Here is a 19,092-nt window from a genome sequence, read left to right as displayed (position 1 = left end):
TGCTTCATCCGAGGTCCTCCGCTTCTCCCGTGAAGGCGCAGCTGTGCGCGGCGGCGTCGTCCGGGGGCTCGTGCGCGGCGAGCGTGACGGACTCGGGCAGCCCGGGCACCTCGGGCGTCACCGCCTCGTAGCAGACCCCGCCCGGCTGCCCCCAGGAGACCGGGTCCCCGTCGTCCACGGCCCCGTCCGGCAGGTAGTAGACGACCCCCCTCCGGTCGCCGCCGAGGAAGGTCACCGTGAACTCGGCCTCGGGGTCCTCGGGGGAGACCTCCGCGAGCACGCCCGCGGTGCTCGGAAACGCCAGTTCCGGCCCCTCCCCGACCGCCCCGGCCTCCTCGGTGTGCACGAAGTCCTTGTTGTCGATCCGCAGGCTGCCGAACGCGGGGAGGTACTCGACGCCGACCGTGAACTCGAACCCGGCCGTCTCCGAGCCGACGTACCGGGCATCGGTGAAGGTGACGCGCAGCTGGTCCAGCCCCTCCCCCGGCTCGCCCGGCGCGGGCTCCAGCCTCCGGACGACCCCCGGGCCCGCGTGGGGCGCCACCGTCATCCGCCCGTTCTCGTACAGGTCGCGGTACTCCTCCGGCAGGTCCTCGGCGCCGGCGGCCGCACCGGACCCGGCGGTCCGGACGCCCTCCCCGCCGCCGGTGGGGGGCTCCCCCTCCGGTCCCCCGGAGGACGCCAGGACGCCGGCCCCCGCACCGGCCAGGAGGACGAGGACGGTCGCGGCCGCGCCGATCACCGCCGGGCGGCGCCCGCGCAACGGCCAGGGCCGGGCGGGAGGGGCGTGGCGGCTCCACTCGTCGATCCCGGGCTCCGGTGCCCGGACCCCGGTCCACGCCCGGCGCGCGGCGTCCGCGGCGTCGGACCGGCCGCGCGCCCCGCCCGGCGTCCGCTCCGGGGCGGGCAGGAGCGCCACGGCCTCCCGGGCCGCCCCGGCCGCCCCCGGCCGGCGCGCGGGATCCTTGTCGAGGGCGCGTGCCAGGAGCTCCCGGAGCCCGGCGGGGACACCGCCGAGCTCCGGGGGGTCGTGGAGGATCCGGGAGGCCGTGGTGTCCGTCCCCCCGGCTCCGAAGGGGTGGCGGCCGGTGGCGGCGAAGGCGACGAGCGCGCCCCAGGCGAACATGTCGGAGCGGTCGGTGGCGTCCTCGCCCGCGTACTGCTCGGGGGCGATCCAGCCGGGGGTGCCGACCAGGCCGCCGGTCCGGGTCAGCGCGGTCTCCTCGGCCGCCCGCGCGATGCCGAAGTCCAGCACCTTGGGCCCGTCGGAGGACAGGATGACGTTGCCCGGCTTGAGGTCCCGGTGCACCACGCCCACCGCGTGGATCGCCGCGAGTGCCTCCGCGAGATCCGCCGCGAACACCGTGAGGGTGGGCCCGGTGAGCGGGCCGCAGCGCCCGACGTGCTCGTGGAGGACGGGGCCCGCGACGTACTCGGTGGCCAGCCAGGGCACCTCCGCGCCGGTGTCGGTGCCCAGGAAGCGCGGCACTCCGGCGGACCTGACCCGGCGGACCAGCGCGACCTCGCGGGCGAACCGGGCACGGAACTCGGCGTCGGCCGCGAAGGGCCGGTGGACGCGCTTGACCGCGGCGGGGCGGTCGTGGTCGTCCAGTGCGGCGTACACCGTGCCCATGCCGCCCGAGCCGATCCGGCCGACCACGCGGTAGGGGCCCACCCGGCGGGGTTCGCCGGCGGTGAGGGGGTGCACCCCGGCGGGGAGGCCGGGGGGCGGCGCGGGGTCCGCGGGGAGCGGTGAAGGGGGCATTCCACGGCCGATCTGTGACTCGGTGGGGGTGTGTCCGGGACGGTCCGGGGTCGGCCCCGGGGCCGTCCCCTCCTATGTCGATGCCCCGTGGGCCGGGCGGGTTCGCCCTTCTCCGCCCGCCCGGCGCACGGGCCGGCTCCGCGGGCGCCGCGGCCCCGCCCGGCGGGCCGGGGGCGGGTCCCGATCGTACTGACCGGAAGGGTTGGCGGCCCCCTCCCGGTGCTCTTGCCCCTGGGGCGAGGTTCGGCTCCGGGTACGGGACCACCCAGGTCAGGGGCCCTCACACCCCACCGGCAACGGTTCCGGCCGGCCCGTTAGCCTGCTGGCATGCGTTCGTATGCGGCGCCGCTCGCCTTCGCGGCCGACCTGGTCTGTGTGCTCGTCTTCGTCGTGATCGGCAGGGTCGACCACGAGTCCGGGACCGCCCTCGCGGGGATCTGGGGCACGGCCTGGCCGTTCCTGGCCGGAACGGTCCTGGGGTGGGCGGTCACCCTGGGCTGGAGGGCCCCCGACCGGATCTGGCCGGTCGGCCTGTTCGTGTGGGCCGTGACGGTGGCGGGCGGGATGGTGCTGCGCCTGCTGACCGGCGAGGGCGCGCCGTTCAGCTTCGTCGTCGTCACGTCCCTGTTCCTGGCCGCGGCCATGCTCGGCTGGCGCGCGGCGGCCCTCCTCGTCGCACGGAGCCGGCAGAGCGGCCCGCGGAGCGGCGGCTGAGGGCCTGATCCGGCCACAGACCCGGTGATCGCCCCGAGAGCGGCCGGCGGAGCGGCGGCCGAGGGGACGGCGGCGCCCCGCCGAGGAGGCGCCGGGGGTTCGTAAGCTGGAACGGATGAACGAGCATCCCGCACCCCAGGCCACCCTCCCCTCCTCGGTCGCGTCCGACGCGCCCGACGGCAACGGCGAGGACGAGGCACGCGAGGTCGGTGTGGGCCCCTGGTCCGGACCGTGGCCCGAGGGCGACCACTACGACCCCGACCTCCTGGCCGGGGGCGACCGCCGCAACGTCGTGGACCGCTACCGGTACTGGCGGCGCGAGGCGATCGTCGCGGACCTCGACACCGTCCGCCACCCCTTCCACGTCGCCGTGGAGAACTGGTCGCACGACTTCAACATCGGCTCGGTCGTACGCACCGCCAACGCGTTCGGGTGCGCGGCGGTCCACATCGTCGGCCGCCGCAGGTGGAACAAGCGGGGGGCGATGGTCACCGACCGCTACCAGCACGTCCACCACCACCCCGACACGGACGCCCTGGTGGCGTGGGCCGAGGAGCGCGGGCTCCCCCTGATCGGGATCGACAACCTGCCGGGCGCCGTGCCGCTGGAGACCTACCCGCTGCCGAGGGACGCCGTCCTGGTGTTCGGGCAGGAGGGTCCGGGGCTGTCCGAGGAGGTGCGGAAGGTGTGCCGGGCGGTGCTGTCGATCGCCCAGTTCGGTTCGACGCGGTCGATCAACGCCGGCGCGGCGGCCGCGATCGCGATGCACGCCTGGGTGCGGGCCCACGTCTTCGACCAGCCGGTGTCCGGACAGGCCTGCGCCACACCCGCCGAGGCGCTGCCGTGATGGTTCCGTGATCTACCATGTGCGTGAGGCCGCCCCCTACCAGAGAGCAGTGCGCATGAGCCCGACCGTCACCTCCGCAGCCCGCCCCGCCACCATGGACGACGTCGCCGGCATCGCCCGGGTCCTGAGCAGATCCGCCCACGAGGACCCGTTCTTCCGCTGGCTGTTCCCCGACGACGAACTCCGCATCGCCAAGACGCGGCGCTTCTTCGCCCTGACCGCCGGGTTCGGCTACGTCCCCGCCGGCGGCACCCGGGTCGCCGAGACCCGGGACGACCCGGAGTCCGCGCCGGTGGTGCGGGGCGCGGCCCTGTGGGCGCCGCCCGAGGCCAACCCCGAGGGGCAGCTGGTCTCGCTGCGCACCTGGCCCCACTGGGGCCCGCTGATCGGCCGGGCGCGCCTCACCGCGTTCGTGCGGGTGTTCGCGGAGTGGAAGCTGGCCGCTCCCCAGGAACCCCACCTGTACCTGGCCACCCTGGGCGTGGATCCCGTGGTGTCCGGCACCGGTGTGGCGGGCGGCCTCCTCTCCGACGGCCTGGACCGGGCGGACTCCGAGGGGATCCCCGTGTTCACCCAGACCCTCGACGACAAGACCGTCGGCTTCTACGAGCGGTTCGGCTTCCGCGTGTCCCGCGAGGTGGAGAGTCAGGACGCGGGCACCCACTACTACCTGATCCGCGACCCCTCCTGAGCCTCCGCGGGGCCGGAGGGGACCGTGCGCGGGGCCCGCGGGGCGGTCGGGGACTTCCTCGGAAAACGCCGCACCCGGAATGTTCGCGGGATCTACCATGAGCGTTGACCGGAGTCCCGTGAGAGGGAAGAGGCACCCCCGTGAGCCCCACGGCAGCCGCGGCGCGGACCCTTCGCACCGCGAACATGAACGACGTCCCCGCCGTGACCCGGCTCCTGGGGCGCGCCTTCCACGAGGACCCGTTCTTCCGCTGGTTCTTCCCGACCGAGGAGCGGCGCATGGCGCGGACCGCACGGGCCTGCGCGCTCCTGGCCGGGTTCGGCTACGTCCCGAGCGGCTACACCACGGTGGCCGAGTGCCGCGAGGACTCCGTGCGCGGCCCGGTGGTGCGGGGCGCGGCCCTGTGGGCGCCGCCCGGCGCGGCCCCCGAGGGGTTCGCGGTGACGCTGCGGTCGCTGCCGCACTGGTCCCGGCTGGTCGGCCTCTCCCGGATCCCCGAGATCGCGCGGTACACGGGTGAACTGCGCGCGGACGTCCCCGAGGAGCCGCACTGGTACCTGGCCCTGCTGGGCGCCGACCCCGGGGCCCGCGGGACGGGCGTGGGCTCGCAGCTGCTGCGCGCCGGCCTGGCGAGGGCCGACGCGGACGGCGTCCCCGTCCACCTGGACACGACGAACCCCGCGAACCTCGGCTACTACGAGCGGTACGGATTCCAGGTGGTGCGGGTGCTCAGCGACCCGCGGGCCCCCTCGGCGTACTGCATGGTCCGCCCACCCGCGGCCTGACGGGGGCGCCGGCGCCCCCTCTCCTCCCTCCGGGGCTGACAGGATGGCCGGGTGAACATCAGAGGCGTCTCGTACCACACCGACCACCTTCCGGCCGGTCTGGCCGAGCGCGACATGCGCACCGTCCGGGAGGACCTGCGCTGCACGGCCGTGATGCTGATCGGCGACGACGTCGGACAGCTGGAATCGGCGGCCGGGGCCGCCCTGGCCGCCGGCCTCGACGTGTGGGTGCGCCCCCGGCACGACGGCCGCACGCCCGCCGAACTGGTCGCCCACCTCGCCGCCGTGGCGGACATGGCCGAGGGGCTGCGCGCCGCCCGGCCGGGCCGGGTCACCCTGATGGTCGGCACCGAGTTCTCGCTGACCGTCCGCGGGCTGCTCCCCGGCCCCGGCGAGTTCTCCCGGCTCCAGATCATCAGGCGCCCCCGACTGCTCAGGCTGTTCTCCCGCCGCGTGAACCGCAGGCTCCACACCCTGCTCGCGACCACCGCCGCGGTGGCGCGCGAGCGCTTCCACGGCCCCCTCACCTACGGCGCCGCGGGGTGGGAGCGGGTGGACTGGTCGGTGTTCGACGTCGCCGGGACGAACCTGTACCGGGCGGGCACCGACGACGCCGCCTACGCGGAGGTCCTCGACGCCCGCGTGCACGAGGCCGGGCGCCCGTTCGTCGTCACCGAGTTCGGGTGCGGCGCGTACGAGGGCGCCGGCCTCCGGGGCGCGGGCTCGTTCTTCGCCGTGAACTGGTTCGCCGACCCGCCGCGCCTGCGCCGGGGCACGGTGCGCGACGAGGGCGTCCAGGCGCGCTACCTCACCGAACTGCTCGACCTGTACGAGGACCGGGGCGTGGAGGGGGCCTTCGTGTTCACCTTCGCCATGCCCGGGTTCCCGCACAGCGAGGACCCGGAGTACGACCTGGACATGGCGGGGTTCGGCCTCGTGCGGGCCCCCGCCGACGACCCGGCGGCATGGACGCCGAAGGAGGCCTTCCACGCGGTGGCACGCCACCACCGCGCCCAGGAGTCCGGGGCCCGGTAGTACCGCTCGTCGGTACCACTCCTGGGTACCGTGTTCGTATGAACATGAATCTGCGCCTCCCGGAGGACGTGCACGCCCGCATCAAGGAGGCGGCCGAGGAGGACGGCACCAGTGTGAACTCCGAGGTCGTGCTCGCCGTGAGGGAGTACCTCGCGCGCCGCCAGACCGAGAGGGTGCGCCGGTACGCCCTGGACATCGCCCAGGAGGACGCCGAACTCCTGGCGAGGCTGGCCGAGTGACGCACTACCTCACGAGGGCCGACGTCACCGTGATCATCCAGGCGGTCCTGCCCGCCACCGCGGCCATGAGGGACGTCGGCCTGCTCCAGGCCGCCCTGCTGCGTCCGCAGACGACCGTGTTCGGGGAAGACGCGTACCCGGCCCTGTGGCAGAAGGCCGCCGCCCTCATGCAGTCGGTGCTCATCGGGCACCCGCTGTCCGACGGCAACAAGAGGCTCGCCTGGACCAGTGCCAGGGCGTTCCTCCGGCTCAACGGAGAGGGCTTCGGCCCGGTCGACCAGGATGCGTCCTACGACCTGGTGATCGCCGTCACCACGGGAGAGCTGGTGGACGTTCCGGAGATCGCGGAGCGGCTGAGGAAGCTCCTGGTCCCCCGGCGGTGACCCGTGCACGGGAACGGGGCCGCACCCCCGGGAGGGGTGCGGCCCCGTGGGACCGGACCGGGGTGTGCCCCCGGCAGGGGTCGTGCCTAGCCGATGCCCTTGCTGAGCGAGCCCAGCAGGTCGCGGTTGAGCTGCGAGATGGTGTCCAGCGGGATGCCCTTCGGGCAGACCGCGGCGCACTCACCGATGTTGGTGCAGCCGCCGAAGTCCTCCTCGTCCTGCTGGTTGATCATCTTCACCACGCGCGACGCCCGCTCCGGCTGCCCCTGCGGGAGCATGCCGAGGTGGGTGACCTTCGCCGCGGTGAACAGCATGCTGGACGCGTTCGGGCACGCCGCCACGCAGGCGCCGCAGCCGATGCAGGTCGCGGCGTCGAAGGCGCGGTCCGCGTCCGGCTTCGGGATCGGGTTGGCGTGGGCGTCCGGCGCGGTACCCGTCGGGGCGCTGATGAAGCCGCCCGCCTGGATGATGCGGTCGAACGCGCCCCGGTCGACGACCAGGTCCTTCACGACCGGGAACGCCGTGGCCCGCCACGGCTCGACCGTGATGGTGTCGCCGTCCTTGAAGCTGCGCATGTGCAGCTGGCAGGTGGTGGTGCGCTCGGGACCGTGGGCCTCGCCGTCGATCACGACGCCGCAGGCGCCGCAGATGCCCTCGCGGCAGTCGTGGTCGAACGCGACCGGGTCCTCGTTCTCCAGCGTGAGCTTCTCGTTGAGGACGTCGAGCATCTCCAGGAAGGACATGTCCGGCGAGACGTCGGTGAGCTTGTAGGTGACCATGCGACCCTCGTCGTCACGGCCCTTCTGTCGCCACACGCGCAGGGTGATGTTCACTTGTAGCTCCGCTGCTTCATCTCGACGTACTCGTACTCCAGGTTTTCCTTGTGGAGTACGGGCTTGCTGTCCACGCCACCGAACTCCCAGGCCGCGACGTAGGCGAACTCGTCGTCGTGACGCAGGGCCTCCCCGTCCTCGGTCTGGCTCTCGGCGCGGAAGTGGCCGCCGCAGGACTCGCGCCGGTGCAGGGCGTCGATGCACATGAGCTCGCCCAGCTCCAGGAAGTCCGCCACGCGGTTGGCCTTCTCCAGAGCCTGGTTGAACTCCTCGTTGGTGCCGAGCACCTTGACGTCGCGCCAGAACTCGGCGCGCAGCTCGCGGATGAGCTCGATGGCCTTGCGCAGGCCCTCCTCGTTGCGCTCCATGCCGCAGTAGTCCCACATGATGTGGCCGAGCTCCTTGTGGAAGGAGTCGACGGTGCGGGAGCCGTTGACGGAGAGCAGCTTGTCGATCCGCGCGGTGACGTCCGCCTTGGCCGCCACGGCCTCGGGGTGGGTCTCGTCGATCGGCTCGAAGGGGCCGGCCGCGAGGTAGTCGTTGATGGTGTTCGGCAGGACGAAGTAGCCGTCCGCCAGCCCCTGCATCAGCGCGCTCGCGCCCAGGCGGTTCGCGCCGTGGTCGGAGAAGTTGGCCTCACCCGTCACGAACAGGCCCGGGATGGTGCTCTGGAGGTCGTAGTCGACCCACAGCCCGCCCATGGTGTAGTGGACGGCCGGGTAGATGCGCATCGGGACCTCGTACGGGTTCTCCCCGGTGATGCGCTGGTACATGTCGAAGAGGTTGCCGTACTTGGCCTCGACCGCGTCGCGGCCCAGTCGCTCGATGGCGTCCGCGAAGTCCAGGTACACGCCCAGCCCGCCGGGGCCGACGCCGCGGCCCTCGTCGCAGACGTTCTTGGCGGCGCGCGAGGCGATGTCGCGGGGCACCAGGTTGCCGAAGGCCGGGTAGATGCGCTCCAGGTAGTAGTCGCGCTCGTCCTCGGGGATCTGGCGCGGGTCCCGGTCGTCACCGCCCACCTTGGGCACCCAGATGCGGCCGTCGTTGCGCAGCGACTCGCTCATCAGGGTCAGCTTGGACTGGTAGTCGCCGCTGACCGGGATGCAGGTCGGGTGGATCTGCGTGTAGCAGGGGTTCGCGAAGTGCGCACCCTTGCGGTGGGCCCGCCACGCGGCGGTGACGTTGGAGCCCATGGCGTTGGTCGACAGGAAGAAGACGTTGCCGTAGCCGCCGGTGGCCAGGACCACCGCGTCGGCGAAGTGCGTCTCGATCTCGCCGGTGACCATGTCGCGGGCGATGATGCCGCGCGCCTTGCCGTCCACGACGATGACTTCCAGCATCTCGTGGCGGGTGTTCATCTTGACGGTGCCGGCCGCGATCTGGCGCTCCTGGGCCTGGTAGGCGCCGATGAGGAGCTGCTGGCCCGTCTGGCCGCGCGCGTAGAAGGTACGGGACACCTGCACGCCGCCGAAGGAGCGGTTGTCCAGGAGGCCGCCGTACTCGCGGGCGAAGGGAACGCCCTGGGCCACGCACTGGTCGATGATCTCGACGCTGGTCTGGGCCAGGCGGTAGACGTTCGACTCGCGGGAGCGGAAGTCACCGCCCTTGACGGTGTCGTAGAACAGCCGGTAGATGCTGTCGCCGTCGTTGCGGTAGTTCTTCGCGGCGTTGATGCCGCCCTGCGCGGCGATGGAGTGCGCGCGCCGGGGGCTGTCCTGGTAGCAGAACGAGGTGACCTTGTAGCCCGCCTCGCCCAGGGTCGCCGCCGCGGAGGCGCCGGCGAGGCCGGTGCCGACGATGATCACGGAGAGCTTGCGCCGGTTCGCGGGGTTGACCAGCTTGGCGCCGAAGCGGCGCTTGTCCCAGCGCTCGTTGATCGGGCCTTCGGGGGCCTTCTCGTCCCGGATCGGGGCGCCCTCGATGTACAGGTCGTTCTCAGACAATTAACTCACCAGTCCAAAGGTGACCGCCAGGGGCGGGAGCAGGAAGCCGACGGTCACGACCACGGCGATCGCCATGGCGACCGTGTTGATCTTGCCCTGGCGGCTGGCCTTGTTGAAGCCGAGCGTGGCCATCCCGCTCCACACACCGTGACGCAGGTGGAAACCGACCGCGATCACGGAGGCGAGGTAGAACAGCGTCACGTACCAGAACTCGGGCTGGAATCCGCCCACGAGCCGCTCGTACGGGCTGTCCGACTTGCCGCCGGGAGCGATGACGTTCACCGTCAGGTGCAGGATGTGGAAGATCACGAAGAGCGCGATGAGGATGCCGCCGTAGCGCATGGTGTACGAGGCGTAGGTGCGCTGCACCCGCTTCTTCACCTGGTAGCGGTCGGTGCGGGCCTTGCGCGCGCGCAGCGTGAGGACCACCGCGGAGTAGATGTGGATGAGGACGCTCGCCAGCAGAACGATGCGCGCGATCCACAGGAAGCCGCTCTCGGGCAGGAGCGGATAGCCGAGCTCACGGAGGCCGTGCGCGTAGCCGTCGAAGGCCTCCTGGCCCGAGAAGACTTTCAGGTTGCCGTACATGTGCGCGATCAGGTACAGCACAAGGATCACGCCGGTGACCGCCATCGCGGACTTGAGCGCCACCGTGGACCTGTAGGCCGTAGATCGCTTCTTGGTCAAGGTACTGTTCGCCACAGCCTGCCACTTTAATTTCGGGTTAACTCGGACGTCCAAGTCATCGGGACCCTGGTCTCCATAGCCTTAGGCTATGGAGCATGCAGTTCCAGCAGCTGGCTTACTTCGTCGCCGTGGCCCGCACCCGCCATTTCACCCGCGCAGCCGAGCTTTCACGCGTCGCCCAGCCGAGCTTGAGCAAACAGATCCGCAGCCTTGAGCGGGAGTTGGGCGCGCCGTTATTCAGTCGTGCCCGGGGAAACATCACACTCACCCCGGCGGGCGAGGCGCTGCTCCCGCTGGCCCAGCGCATGCTCACCGACCTGGAGACGGCCCGTCGGGAGGTGGCCGAACTGGCCGGGGTGCGTCGCGGGCGGGTGCGCCTCGGGGCGACCCCCTCGCTGTGCGCGGGACTGCTGGCCGATGTTCTCGCCCACTTCCATACCCGCTTCCCCGGGATCGAACTCCAGGTGGAGGAGAGCGGTTCGCGCGACCTCATCCGGGACCTGGGACGGGGGGAGCTGGACCTGGCGCTGATCATCCTCCCCCTCCAGAGCAGCGACCCCGACTTCTCGACCACGCCGATCCTGAGGGAGAACCTGGTCGTGGTGAGCCCGATGTCGCAGCCCTCCCCCAACGGGAGGGCGTCGATCCGGATCACCGAGCTCCGGGAGCGGGCGCTGGTGATGTTCCGGCGCGGGTACGACGTGCGCGAGGCCACGCTGCGCGCCTGCCGGGCCGCCGGCTTCGAGCCCGACCTGGCGGTGGAGGGCGGGGAGATGGACGCCGTGCTGCGCTTCGTGGAGGCGGGGCTGGGTCTGGCCGTCGTGCCGAGCATGGTGCTCAAGAACCGGCCGGGCCTGCGCGGGACGCCGCTGGCCCGGCCCCGCCTGCTCCGGACCGTGGCCCTGGCGCGGCGCAAGGACGTGGAGCCCTCGCACTCGGCGGACGCCTTCCGCCGACACCTCAACGAGTACCTGCTGGGGATGTCGAAGGAGGACCTGGGCCCGGATCTGGAGGTGCTGATCTCGGACGCGAGCGCGGGCGGACCCGAGGAAGACAGGTTCTCCGGTAGGAATACCGGAGAAATACCCTGAGCCACCCGAAAACCCCAGAGGGCAATCCCACCCCCTATCGCCACTCTTTTGTCAAAAACAACGAACATGACACTCGGGATGTTCGTCTGCTTTTAATGACGAAAGGCCACAAATGAATGACTAAAAGTGGCCTATTTCACACTCGCCTCCCAGGGGTTTCTCCACAGCCGGGACGTGACCGTGATCACAACGTCCTAACGTTGCGTTGCAGACCGGTCCTACAGCTTCTCCCGCAGCCGTGCAGCACTCACGGAGAGCGGTCACCGCCCGGGCCCGGGGTCCCGCACCCCGGTCGGCGCCCGGCCGGCGCCCTCTCCACAGGAGGTGGAGACCTCGGTGACCCCCGACGACAGCGCGCGCACCGGAGCCGTCCGGGCGCGCATCCCCCGACGAACCCTGCGGACCGACCGATGGTGGCTCGGTCCGGTCCTCACGACCGCCGGCCTGGCCGCCTTCGTGGTCTACGCCACCTTCCGGGTGTTCCAGCAGGACCACTACTGGGTGGCGGAGCACCACTACCTGACCCCGTTCTACTCGCCGTGCCTGGCACAGCAGTGCGCGCCCGAGGCCGCGCTGTTCGGACGGCTCCCCGTCGAGTTCCCCCCGCTCGTCCCCTACGCCCTGCTCAGCCTGCCCTTCTTGCTGCTGTTCCGGGTGACCTGCTACTACTACCGCAAGGCCTACTACCGCTCGATCTGGCAGGCGCCCACCGCGTGCGCCGTACGCGAGCCGCACAGCCGGTACACCGGTGAGACCCGGCCGCTGATGCTCCCCCAGAACGGCCACCGCTACTTCTTCTACGTCGCCCTCGCCATCACCCTGGTCAACACGTGGGACACCGCGGTCGCCTTCTTCCACGGGACCGACGGCGGCTTCGGCATCGGCCTCGGCAACCTCGTCATGGTCGTCAACGTGCTGATGCTCTGGGGCTACACGCTCAGCTGCCACTCCTGCCGCCACATCATGGGCGGGCGCCTGCGCAGCTTCGGCAGGCACCCCGTCCGCTACTGGATGTGGAGCCGCGTCTCGACCCTCAACGACCGGCACATGTACTTCGGCTGGTTCAGCATCGCGTCCCTGATGGCCACCGACGCCTACGTCGCCCTGATGGCCAGCGGCACCATCACCGACCTGCGGATCCTCAACTGAGCCCCGGGGAGGGCCGTCCCCTGGAAAGGCACACCCACATGCCCCCCACAGCAGACACCGGCATCACCCGGTACACCTACGACGTCGTGGTGATCGGTGCGGGCGGAGCCGGGCTCCGCGCGGCGATCGCCGCCCGCGAGCAGGGCAAGCGCACCGCGGTCATCTCCAAGTCGCTGTTCGGCAAGGCCCACACGGTGATGGCCGAGGGCGGGGCCGCCGCCGCGCTGGGCAACGCCAACCCCTCCGACGCGTGGCCCGTACACTTCCGCGACACCATCCGCGGCGGCAAGTTCCTCAACGACCCGAGGATGGCCGAACTCCACGCCCGCGAGGCCCCGGAGCGCATCCTCGAACTGGAGCACTGGGGCGCGCTGTTCGACCGCACCGCGGACGGGAGGATCAGCCAGCGCAACTTCGGCGGCCACGAGTACCCGCGGCTGGCGCACGTGGGCGACCGCACCGGGCTGGAGATGATCCGGACCCTCCAGCAGCGGATCGTCGCCCTCCAGCAGGCCGACGCCGCCGAGCTGGGCGACCCCGAGGCCCGGCTGCGGGTGTTCGCCGAGACCGCGGTCACCGAGCTCGTCACCGACGGCGGGAGGATCGCGGGCGCGTTCGGCTACCGGCGCGCGGACGGCGGGTTCGTGGTCTTCGAGGCCCCCGCGGTCGTCCTCGCCACCGGCGGCATCGGCAAGGCGTTCCGGACCACGTCGAACTCCTGGGAGTACACCGGGGACGGGCACGCCCTGGCCCTGCGGGCGGGGGCCTCGCTCATCAACATGGAGTTCGTCCAGTTCCACCCCACCGGCATGGTCTGGCCGCCCTCGGTCAAGGGCATCCTCGTCACGGAGTCGGTGCGCGGCGACGGCGGCGTGCTGCGCAACTCCGAGGGCAGGCGCTTCATGTTCGACTACGTGCCGGACGTGTTCCGCTCCCAGTACGCCGAGACGGAGTCGGAGGCGGACGGCTGGTACGACGACCCGGCGAACCACCGCAGGCCCCCCGAGCTTCTGCCCCGCGACGAGGTGGCGCGGGCCATCAACAACGAGGTCAAGGAGGGGCGCGGCTCCCCGCACGGCGGCGTGTTCCTCGACGTGTCCACGCGGCTCCCTGCCGAGGAGATCCGCAGGCGCCTGCCGTCCATGCACCACCAGTTCAAGGAGCTGGCGGACGTGGACATCACCGCCGAGCCCATGGAGGTGGGCCCCACCTGCCACTACGTGATGGGCGGGGTGCGGGTGGACGCCGACACCGCCGCCTCCGACGTGCCGGGGCTGTACGCCGCCGGCGAGGTCGCGGGGGGCATGCACGGCTCCAACCGGCTCGGCGGCAACTCCCTGTCGGACCTGCTGGTGTTCGGCCGCCGCGCCGGCCTGGCCGCCGCCGCGTACGCGGACGGTCCGGGCCGCGGGGCGGTCGCGGGGGAGGCCGTGGACCGGGTCGCCGCCGCGTCGGCCCGGTACGCGTTGGAGTTCCTCAAGCAGGGCGGCGGCGAGAACCCCTACACGCTCCACGCCGAACTCCAGGACACCATGAACGACCTGGTGGGGATCATCCGGCGCGGACCGGAGATGGCGGAGGCCATCGCCCGGCTGGACTCCCTGGGGGAGCGGTCGTCCGTGCTCAGCGCCCCCGGCGACCGCGTCTACAACCCGGGATGGCACCTGGCGCTCGCCCTTCCCAACATGATCCTGGTGTCGCGGGCGATCACCGCGGCCGCCCTGGAGCGCGAGGAGTCGCGCGGCGGGCACACACGGGACGACTTCCCGGCCATGTCCGCGGAGTGGCGGCGGGTGAACCTGGAGGTGCGGGCGGACCGGGCCGACCGGGTGACCCTGGCCCGGCGCCCGGTCGCGGACATCCCGGCCGCGCTCCTCGCCCTCTTCGAGCGCGAGGAGCTGTCCAAGTACCTGACGGAGGAGGAGCTGCCCGGGCAGGACGGGGCGGACGCGGCGGGTGGAGCGCACCCGGCGGACGAGACGGCGGGCGGCGCCGCCGAGGAGGACGGGTCATGAGCGAGCGCGTGTTCAGGGTGTGGCGGGGTTCCGGCGAGGGCGGGCTCGCCGAGTACCGGGTCGAGGTCAACGAGGGCGAGGTGGTGCTGGACGTGCTGCACCGGCTCCAGGCCACGCAGACCCCGGACCTCGCGGTCCGGTGGAACTGCAAGGCGGGCAAGTGCGGTTCGTGCTCGGTGGAGATCAACGGGCGGCCGAGGCTCTCGTGCATGACCCGGATGAGTGTCTTCGACGAGGACGAGGTGGTGACGGTGACGCCGATGCGCACCTTCCCCGTGATCCGGGACCTGGTGTGCGACGTGTCGTACAACTACCGGAAGGCGATGGAGATCCCGTCGTTCGCACCGGACCCGAAGGCGGAGCCGGGCGACTTCCGCATGGCGCAGGTCGACGTGGAGCGCTCACAGGAGTTCCGCAAGTGCATCGAGTGCTTCCTGTGCAACAACGTGTGCCACGTGATCCGGGACCACGAGGAGAACAAGGAGCACTTCTCGGGGCCGCGCTTCCTGATGCGCGTGGCCGAGCTGGAGATGCACCCCGAGGACACGGCCGACCGGCGCGCGATCGCACAGGACGAGTTCGGCCTGGGCTACTGCAACATCACCAAGTGCTGCACGGAGGTGTGCCCGGAGGGCATCCACATCACCGACAACGCGCTGATCCCGATGAAGGAGCGGGTCGCGGACCGCAAGTACGACCCCCTGGTGTGGCTGGGCTCGAAGATCGGGGTCCGCCCGAAGGACACCCCGATCGTCCCGAACGTGCGTCCTACGGCTGACCGGACCCGGACGGACGGCTGACCCGAACGGCGTGCGGGCGGCCGGACGCGCGCCCGTGGTCATCGGCGCCCCCGGGGACGTCCCCCGGGGGCACCGCACGGCCCGGGGCCGGCAGGGGAAGGGCCCGGCCGGTCGGCGCGGCGGCAGCTGGTCCGACGAGCGGGTCAGAACCCCCGGGCGGCCCAGGCGTCCAGGTGCTCGGCGGCCTCGGCGACGGTCGTGGTCTCCCCGTGGCCGGGGTGGACGACGGTCTCCCCCGGCAGGGGCGCCAGGCGGTCGCGGATGGAGGCGATGATCGTCGGGAAGTCCGAGAACGGCTGCCCGGTGGCCCCCGGCCCGCCCGGGAAGAGCGTGTCCCCGGTGAAGACCGCGCCCAGTTCGGGCGCGTACAGGCACACCCCTCCGGGGGTGTGGCCCGGGGTGTGCAGGATCTGGAGCTCCACACCTCCGACCAGCAGCGCCTCTCCGTCCAGCAGCGGCGCGTCCGGTTCGCGGTGGGGGTGGACGTGGTGCCAGAGCTCCGCGTCGTCGGGGTGCAGCAGGATCGGGCAGTTCGCCAGGTCGGCGAGCGCGACGGCGGCGTTGACGTGGTCGCTGTGCCCGTGGGTGGACACGATGGCCATCAGTTCGCGGTCGCCGAGGCCGCGCGCGATCGCCTGGTGGTCGTGCGCGGCGTCGATGACGATCGCGCTGTCCTCGTCGCCGACGATCCACACGTTGTTCTCGACATCGAACTCGCCGCCCTCCAGGCTGAAAATGCCCGAGGTGCGCAGGCGTTGGATGGGAGGAGGCACGCTCACAGGGCTCATCACCTGACGTCTTGTGGGCCGGTACGGCGGTTCCGAGCCTATCCCTCCCGCACCCTCCGCACACGCCTGTTCGGTAAGAGGGGAGTGAGAGTCGGAGCGCCCCCGGGGCCGGGAGCGGCGCGCACCGGCCGGGCGGGTCAGAGTCCGGTGGGCTCGAAGTTGCGGCGCAGCGCGTACGGCTGGATGAGGCCGAGCCCGTGCGCGTGACGCGCCCTCACCCTGACCACCTGGAGCCCGTCCTCGTCGGTGAGGCTCTCGGCGAGGCTCTCGTCGATGAGGACGGTGCCGGGGCGGGCGAAGGAGGTCAGTCTGCTGGAGCGGTTGACGGTCGTGCCGAACACGTCGCCGTGCAGGGTCAGGACCGGCCCCGCGGCCAGGCCGACCCGCACGTCGGGCACCTCCACGTGGGTCTTGACGCCGGAGGCGAGGCGCAGGGCGATGTCGGCGGCCTCGGCCGGTGAGTCGGCCACGTAGAGCACCTCGTCGCCGAGGGTCTTGACGACGCGGCCCCCGCCGGAGGCGACGATGTCGGCCGCGGTGGCCTCGAAGCCCTCCACCACCCCGGCCAGCTCCACCTCGTCCAGCTCGCGGCTGAGCGTGGTGAAGGAGACCAGGTCCGCGAAGCCGACGACCAGCGGGTAGTAGTTGGGCACCCCGTCGGTGCCGTTGGACATCACCGCGAGGGTGCGTGCCGTGGAGGCGGAGAGCTGGCGGCGCCAGATGTGCAGCAGGAGGCGCTCGACGTCCGGCAGCAGCTCCTTGACCTGGTTCATCAGGGGGGTCGCGGAGTCCACGCCCTCCTTGTAGATGAGCGTGCTCAGGATGCTGGTCTGCCAGTCCGCGAGGCGGGCCATGGTCTGGCCCATGGCGCGGGCGAAGCGGACCACGCCCTCCTCGTCCAGGATGCCCTCCTGGAGCAGGCTGTTGGCGATCCGCAGCGACTCCACGTCGCTCTCCGCGAAGGTGACCGTCTCCTCGCCCTGGTTGGGGAACCCGAGGGCGCGCCATATGCGGCCGGCGAGTTCGGGGTCGGCACCGGCGAGCTCGATCGCCTGTTCCCTGGTGTAGACAGGTTCGCCGCCCAGGAGGGCGGCCTCGATCGCTTTCGGGTCCGGACGCGACGGCATACGTTCTCTTTCACGGATCATCCCCGGATGTCGGGGAGCAATCGCCTCGTCACCGTGCCGGGACGCGGCGCGGATCACCTCCAGCTTACGCCCGTGCCCCCTCCTCGGAAGGGGTGGGCGCGTACCGGAGGCGCATGGTCACCTCTGCGGCCCCGCCGACGGCTCCGGTCTCCGGGCGGCGTCGGCCTGTCTGCGGGCCCCGGACCGGGGCCGCCCGGGTCTCGGCGCCCGGCGCAGGCCCCTCCCCTCCTGCTCGGAGGCCGCCTGTACGGACAACGTCCCGTACCGCGGGATGCGTTCCCGGAGGGAGGTGTCGAGCTCCTCGTCGTCGGAGGGGCAGCGGTCCGCGATAGCCATAACGGTGATGATGGCACAAGGCGGTCGGCCGCGGGAGTGAGCGGAAGTCCTCTTGTGGACAACCCCGCCCGACGCTCCGCCGCCCCGTCGGCCGGCCCGGCGGAGCGGGCCGGTCAACCGCCCGGGCGCACGTGGACGACGTCGCCCGCGCTGAGCGCGCGCTCGCCGTCCGGCCCGCGGACCAGCAGCCGCGCCTCGGAGTCCACACCCGTCGCGGTCCCCTCCAGCACCCGGCCGCCGGGCAGGTGGACCCGGACCGGGCGCCCCAGGGTGGCACACGTGTCCCGGTAGGCGGAGGCCAGGCCGCTGGCCTCGGCGTCGCCCCCGGCCGCCGTCCACACCGTGTACAGCTCCTCGAACTCCCCCAGGACGGCGGCGAGGAGCGCGCCGCGGTCCAGGGCCGCGGAGCCCTCGCCGCGCAGGGAGACGGCGTTGTCGACGGGCAGCTCGGAGCGCGACTGGGACACGTTGAGGCCGATGCCGACGACCACGGCGGGGCTCCCGGAGGAGAAGTCGACCTCGGCGAGGATGCCCGCGAGCTTGCCGTCCGACCGCGCCGCACCGGACCGCAGCCCGGCGGGGACGATCACGTCGTTGGGCCACTTCAGGGACGCCTTCACCCCGGACAGGCGGCGCACCGCGCCGACCCCGGCCACGCCCATGAGCGGGGAGAGCCAGCTCAGCGAGGAGACGGGCGCGTCGGGGCGCACCAGGAGCGACACGGTGAGGGCCGCCCTCGGGGGGACGCTGAACCCGCGGCCGAGCCGGCCCTTGCCCGCGGTCTGGTGCTCGGTCACCAGCACGCTCCCGTGCGGGGCGCCGGCCGCGGCGCGCGCGGCCAGGTCGGTGTTGGTGGACCCGGTCTCGGGCAGCACCTCGATCCGCCGCCACAGGCCGCCCGGCCGGACGAGGACGGCGTCGAGTGCCGCCGTGTCGAGCGGCGGACGCGGAAAGGGGTCGGGTTCGCTGGTCATACGCCCATTACAGCAGCGCCGAAACCCGTTCCGGAAACCGGTGTGGGAAAGAAGCCCGCCGGTTAGTCTGAGAACAGCACATCGGTGATCGTGCCTCGCTACGTTCAACTACCGGAGGTGACGCGGCAGATGAGTATCGCGGAGACGGAGACGCCCCCCGAGGCGCACTCCCACTGGGACCTCATGCTGCGCACCTGGAAGGAGTTGGACCTGCCGGACGGTTGGCGGGCCGAGATCATCGAAGGCGGGCTCTTTCTCGTGGCACCCCCTACGGTCGAACACGCCCATATCGTCTCGCTGATCCAGCGAGAGCTCTATCGCGAGTTCCTCCGTGACGGAGGCGGGCTGTCAGAGGCCAGCGTGCACCAGACCCTCGATGTCCGCGTGCCTCTGCGCACCGGTGTCTACATCCCCGACCTGGTGGTTCTTCCCTACTCCGCCATGGAGTACGAACCCGAGGCCATGATGTCCGACGCCCTGCTGGTGGTCGAGGTGACCTCCAGGAGCACCGCCGACCGGGACCGCAGGCCCAAGCTCTGGGGTTACGCCCACGCCGGCATACCCCTGTACCTGCTCGTGGACCGCTGGGACCCGGAGACGGACAGAGGCGAGGTCACCCTCTTCTCCGGACCGGAGAACGGTGTGTACACCAGCGCGACCAAGGTGCCGTTCGGCAAGGAGATCCACCTCCCCGCGCCGTTCGACCTGACGCTGGACACCGGCGGCTTCCCCACCTGAGGCACCGCGCCCGGCCCCGTGACGACCGGCGGCGCCCCGGCCGTCACGGGCGCGACGGTCCTCGCGGGCGACTACGTGCTCGCGGAGTCCGGCGGGCCCAGCGGCTACGAGCAGACCGGGTGGGACTGCGG

At 72.1% G+C, this 19,092-nt stretch carries 21 protein-coding genes; 13 read left to right on the top strand and 8 right to left on the bottom strand.

The features are described 5' to 3' along the window. Positions 1-4: 4 nt before the first annotated feature. On the bottom strand, positions 5-1,765 hold the full coding sequence (locus ACWGL3_RS14970; protein WP_267948175.1) for a serine/threonine-protein kinase: 1,761 nt from the start codon (positions 1,763-1,765) through the stop codon (positions 5-7). Positions 1,766-2,092: 327 nt separating this feature from the next. Here ACWGL3_RS14970 and ACWGL3_RS14965 point away from each other — a divergent pair, with 327 nt between their 5' ends. The 7 genes from ACWGL3_RS14965 (at position 2,093) to ACWGL3_RS14935 (ending at position 6,459) form a co-directional block, all read left to right on the top strand. Then, the gene (locus tag ACWGL3_RS14965) at positions 2,093-2,479 is read left to right on the top strand and encodes a DUF3054 domain-containing protein (protein ID WP_267948174.1); all 387 of its coding nucleotides are present in this window, start codon (positions 2,093-2,095) and stop codon (positions 2,477-2,479) included. A gap of 115 nt (positions 2,480-2,594) precedes the next feature. After that, a complete protein-coding gene (locus tag ACWGL3_RS14960) occupies positions 2,595-3,326 on the top strand; it encodes a TrmH family RNA methyltransferase (protein WP_267948173.1) in 732 nt (243 codons plus the stop codon). Between the two features lie 55 nt (positions 3,327-3,381). Next, positions 3,382-4,017 carry a GNAT family N-acetyltransferase gene (locus tag ACWGL3_RS14955; RefSeq protein ID WP_267948172.1) on the top strand — a complete coding sequence of 212 codons (636 nt, stop codon included), beginning with the start codon at positions 3,382-3,384 and terminating at the stop codon, positions 4,015-4,017. A 140-nt stretch (positions 4,018-4,157) separates the two neighbouring features. Beyond that, positions 4,158-4,802, top strand: a complete 645-nt coding sequence (locus tag ACWGL3_RS14950; RefSeq protein WP_267948171.1) for a GNAT family N-acetyltransferase — start codon at positions 4,158-4,160, stop codon at positions 4,800-4,802. Between the two features lie 51 nt (positions 4,803-4,853). Continuing rightward, on the top strand, positions 4,854-5,837 hold the full coding sequence (locus ACWGL3_RS14945; protein ID WP_267948170.1) for a hypothetical protein: 984 nt from the start codon (positions 4,854-4,856) through the stop codon (positions 5,835-5,837). A 38-nt stretch (positions 5,838-5,875) separates the two neighbouring features. Beyond that, on the top strand, positions 5,876-6,076 hold the full coding sequence (locus ACWGL3_RS14940; RefSeq protein WP_267948169.1) for an Arc family DNA-binding protein: 201 nt from the start codon (positions 5,876-5,878) through the stop codon (positions 6,074-6,076). Further along, positions 6,073-6,459 (top strand): type II toxin-antitoxin system death-on-curing family toxin, encoded by a 387-nt coding sequence (locus ACWGL3_RS14935; protein ID WP_267948168.1) that lies wholly within the window; start codon positions 6,073-6,075, stop codon positions 6,457-6,459. The genes ACWGL3_RS14940 and ACWGL3_RS14935 overlap by 4 nt, the downstream gene beginning before the upstream one ends. Before the next feature lie 86 nt (positions 6,460-6,545). Here the strand turns inward: ACWGL3_RS14935 and ACWGL3_RS14930 are convergent, their stop codons facing one another. From ACWGL3_RS14930 to ACWGL3_RS14920, 3 genes are read right to left on the bottom strand one after another with little or no spacing between them, the layout of a single operon-like run. Then, a complete protein-coding gene (locus tag ACWGL3_RS14930; protein WP_267948167.1) occupies positions 6,546-7,292 on the bottom strand; it encodes a succinate dehydrogenase/fumarate reductase iron-sulfur subunit in 747 nt (248 codons plus the stop codon). Continuing rightward, positions 7,289-9,235, bottom strand: a complete 1,947-nt coding sequence (locus tag ACWGL3_RS14925) for a fumarate reductase/succinate dehydrogenase flavoprotein subunit (protein ID WP_267948166.1) — start codon at positions 9,233-9,235, stop codon at positions 7,289-7,291. Before ACWGL3_RS14925 ends, ACWGL3_RS14930 begins: the two co-directional genes overlap by 4 nt. Beyond that, complete coding sequence (locus tag ACWGL3_RS14920) at positions 9,236-9,886, bottom strand: succinate dehydrogenase cytochrome b subunit (protein WP_267950250.1); 651 nt, start codon at positions 9,884-9,886, stop codon at positions 9,236-9,238. 131 nt (positions 9,887-10,017) lie between these two features. Here ACWGL3_RS14920 and ACWGL3_RS14915 point away from each other — a divergent pair, with 131 nt between their 5' ends. The 4 genes from ACWGL3_RS14915 (at position 10,018) to ACWGL3_RS14900 (ending at position 14,977) form a co-directional block, all read left to right on the top strand. Beyond that, complete coding sequence (locus tag ACWGL3_RS14915) at positions 10,018-11,013, top strand: LysR family transcriptional regulator (RefSeq protein ID WP_344178858.1); 996 nt, start codon at positions 10,018-10,020, stop codon at positions 11,011-11,013. A gap of 336 nt (positions 11,014-11,349) precedes the next feature. Further along, positions 11,350-12,162 carry a hypothetical protein gene (locus tag ACWGL3_RS14910; protein WP_267948164.1) on the top strand — a complete coding sequence of 271 codons (813 nt, stop codon included), beginning with the start codon at positions 11,350-11,352 and terminating at the stop codon, positions 12,160-12,162. A 38-nt stretch (positions 12,163-12,200) separates the two neighbouring features. Continuing rightward, entirely contained in the window at positions 12,201-14,177 is a 1,977-nt protein-coding gene (locus ACWGL3_RS14905; protein WP_267948163.1) for a fumarate reductase/succinate dehydrogenase flavoprotein subunit, read from the top strand. Next, on the top strand, positions 14,174-14,977 hold the full coding sequence (locus ACWGL3_RS14900; RefSeq protein WP_267948162.1) for a succinate dehydrogenase/fumarate reductase iron-sulfur subunit: 804 nt from the start codon (positions 14,174-14,176) through the stop codon (positions 14,975-14,977). Before ACWGL3_RS14905 ends, ACWGL3_RS14900 begins: the two co-directional genes overlap by 4 nt. A gap of 143 nt (positions 14,978-15,120) precedes the next feature. Here the strand turns inward: ACWGL3_RS14900 and ACWGL3_RS14895 are convergent, their stop codons facing one another. The 4 genes from ACWGL3_RS14895 to ACWGL3_RS14880 all read right to left on the bottom strand — a co-directional run bounded on the left by ACWGL3_RS14895 (position 15,121) and on the right by ACWGL3_RS14880 (position 18,223). Beyond that, positions 15,121-15,765: an MBL fold metallo-hydrolase gene (locus ACWGL3_RS14895; RefSeq protein WP_267948161.1), complete on the bottom strand. Its 645-nt coding sequence runs from the start codon at positions 15,763-15,765 to the stop codon at positions 15,121-15,123. 137 nt (positions 15,766-15,902) lie between these two features. Continuing rightward, complete coding sequence (locus ACWGL3_RS14890) at positions 15,903-16,892, bottom strand: adenylate/guanylate cyclase domain-containing protein (RefSeq protein WP_267948160.1); 990 nt, start codon at positions 16,890-16,892, stop codon at positions 15,903-15,905. Between the two features lie 138 nt (positions 16,893-17,030). Then, a complete protein-coding gene (locus ACWGL3_RS14885; protein ID WP_452461416.1) occupies positions 17,031-17,249 on the bottom strand; it encodes a hypothetical protein in 219 nt (72 codons plus the stop codon). A 113-nt stretch (positions 17,250-17,362) separates the two neighbouring features. After that, positions 17,363-18,223, bottom strand: coding sequence for a biotin--[acetyl-CoA-carboxylase] ligase (locus ACWGL3_RS14880; protein WP_267948159.1), 861 nt, complete (start codon positions 18,221-18,223; stop codon positions 17,363-17,365). A gap of 129 nt (positions 18,224-18,352) precedes the next feature. On the opposite strand from ACWGL3_RS14880, the gene ACWGL3_RS14875 reads away from it, so the two are divergent. Both ACWGL3_RS14875 and ACWGL3_RS14870 read left to right on the top strand, forming a co-directional pair. Then, positions 18,353-18,961 carry a Uma2 family endonuclease gene (locus tag ACWGL3_RS14875; RefSeq protein WP_452461415.1) on the top strand — a complete coding sequence of 203 codons (609 nt, stop codon included), beginning with the start codon at positions 18,353-18,355 and terminating at the stop codon, positions 18,959-18,961. 18 nt (positions 18,962-18,979) lie between these two features. Beyond that, the coding region (locus ACWGL3_RS14870) for a hypothetical protein (RefSeq protein WP_452461418.1) at positions 18,980-19,092 on the top strand (113 nt) is incomplete at its 3' end.

It is taken from the genome of Nocardiopsis sp. NPDC055824, assembly GCF_053616335.1.
This window is presented reverse-complemented; position numbering and strand designations above follow the sequence as displayed.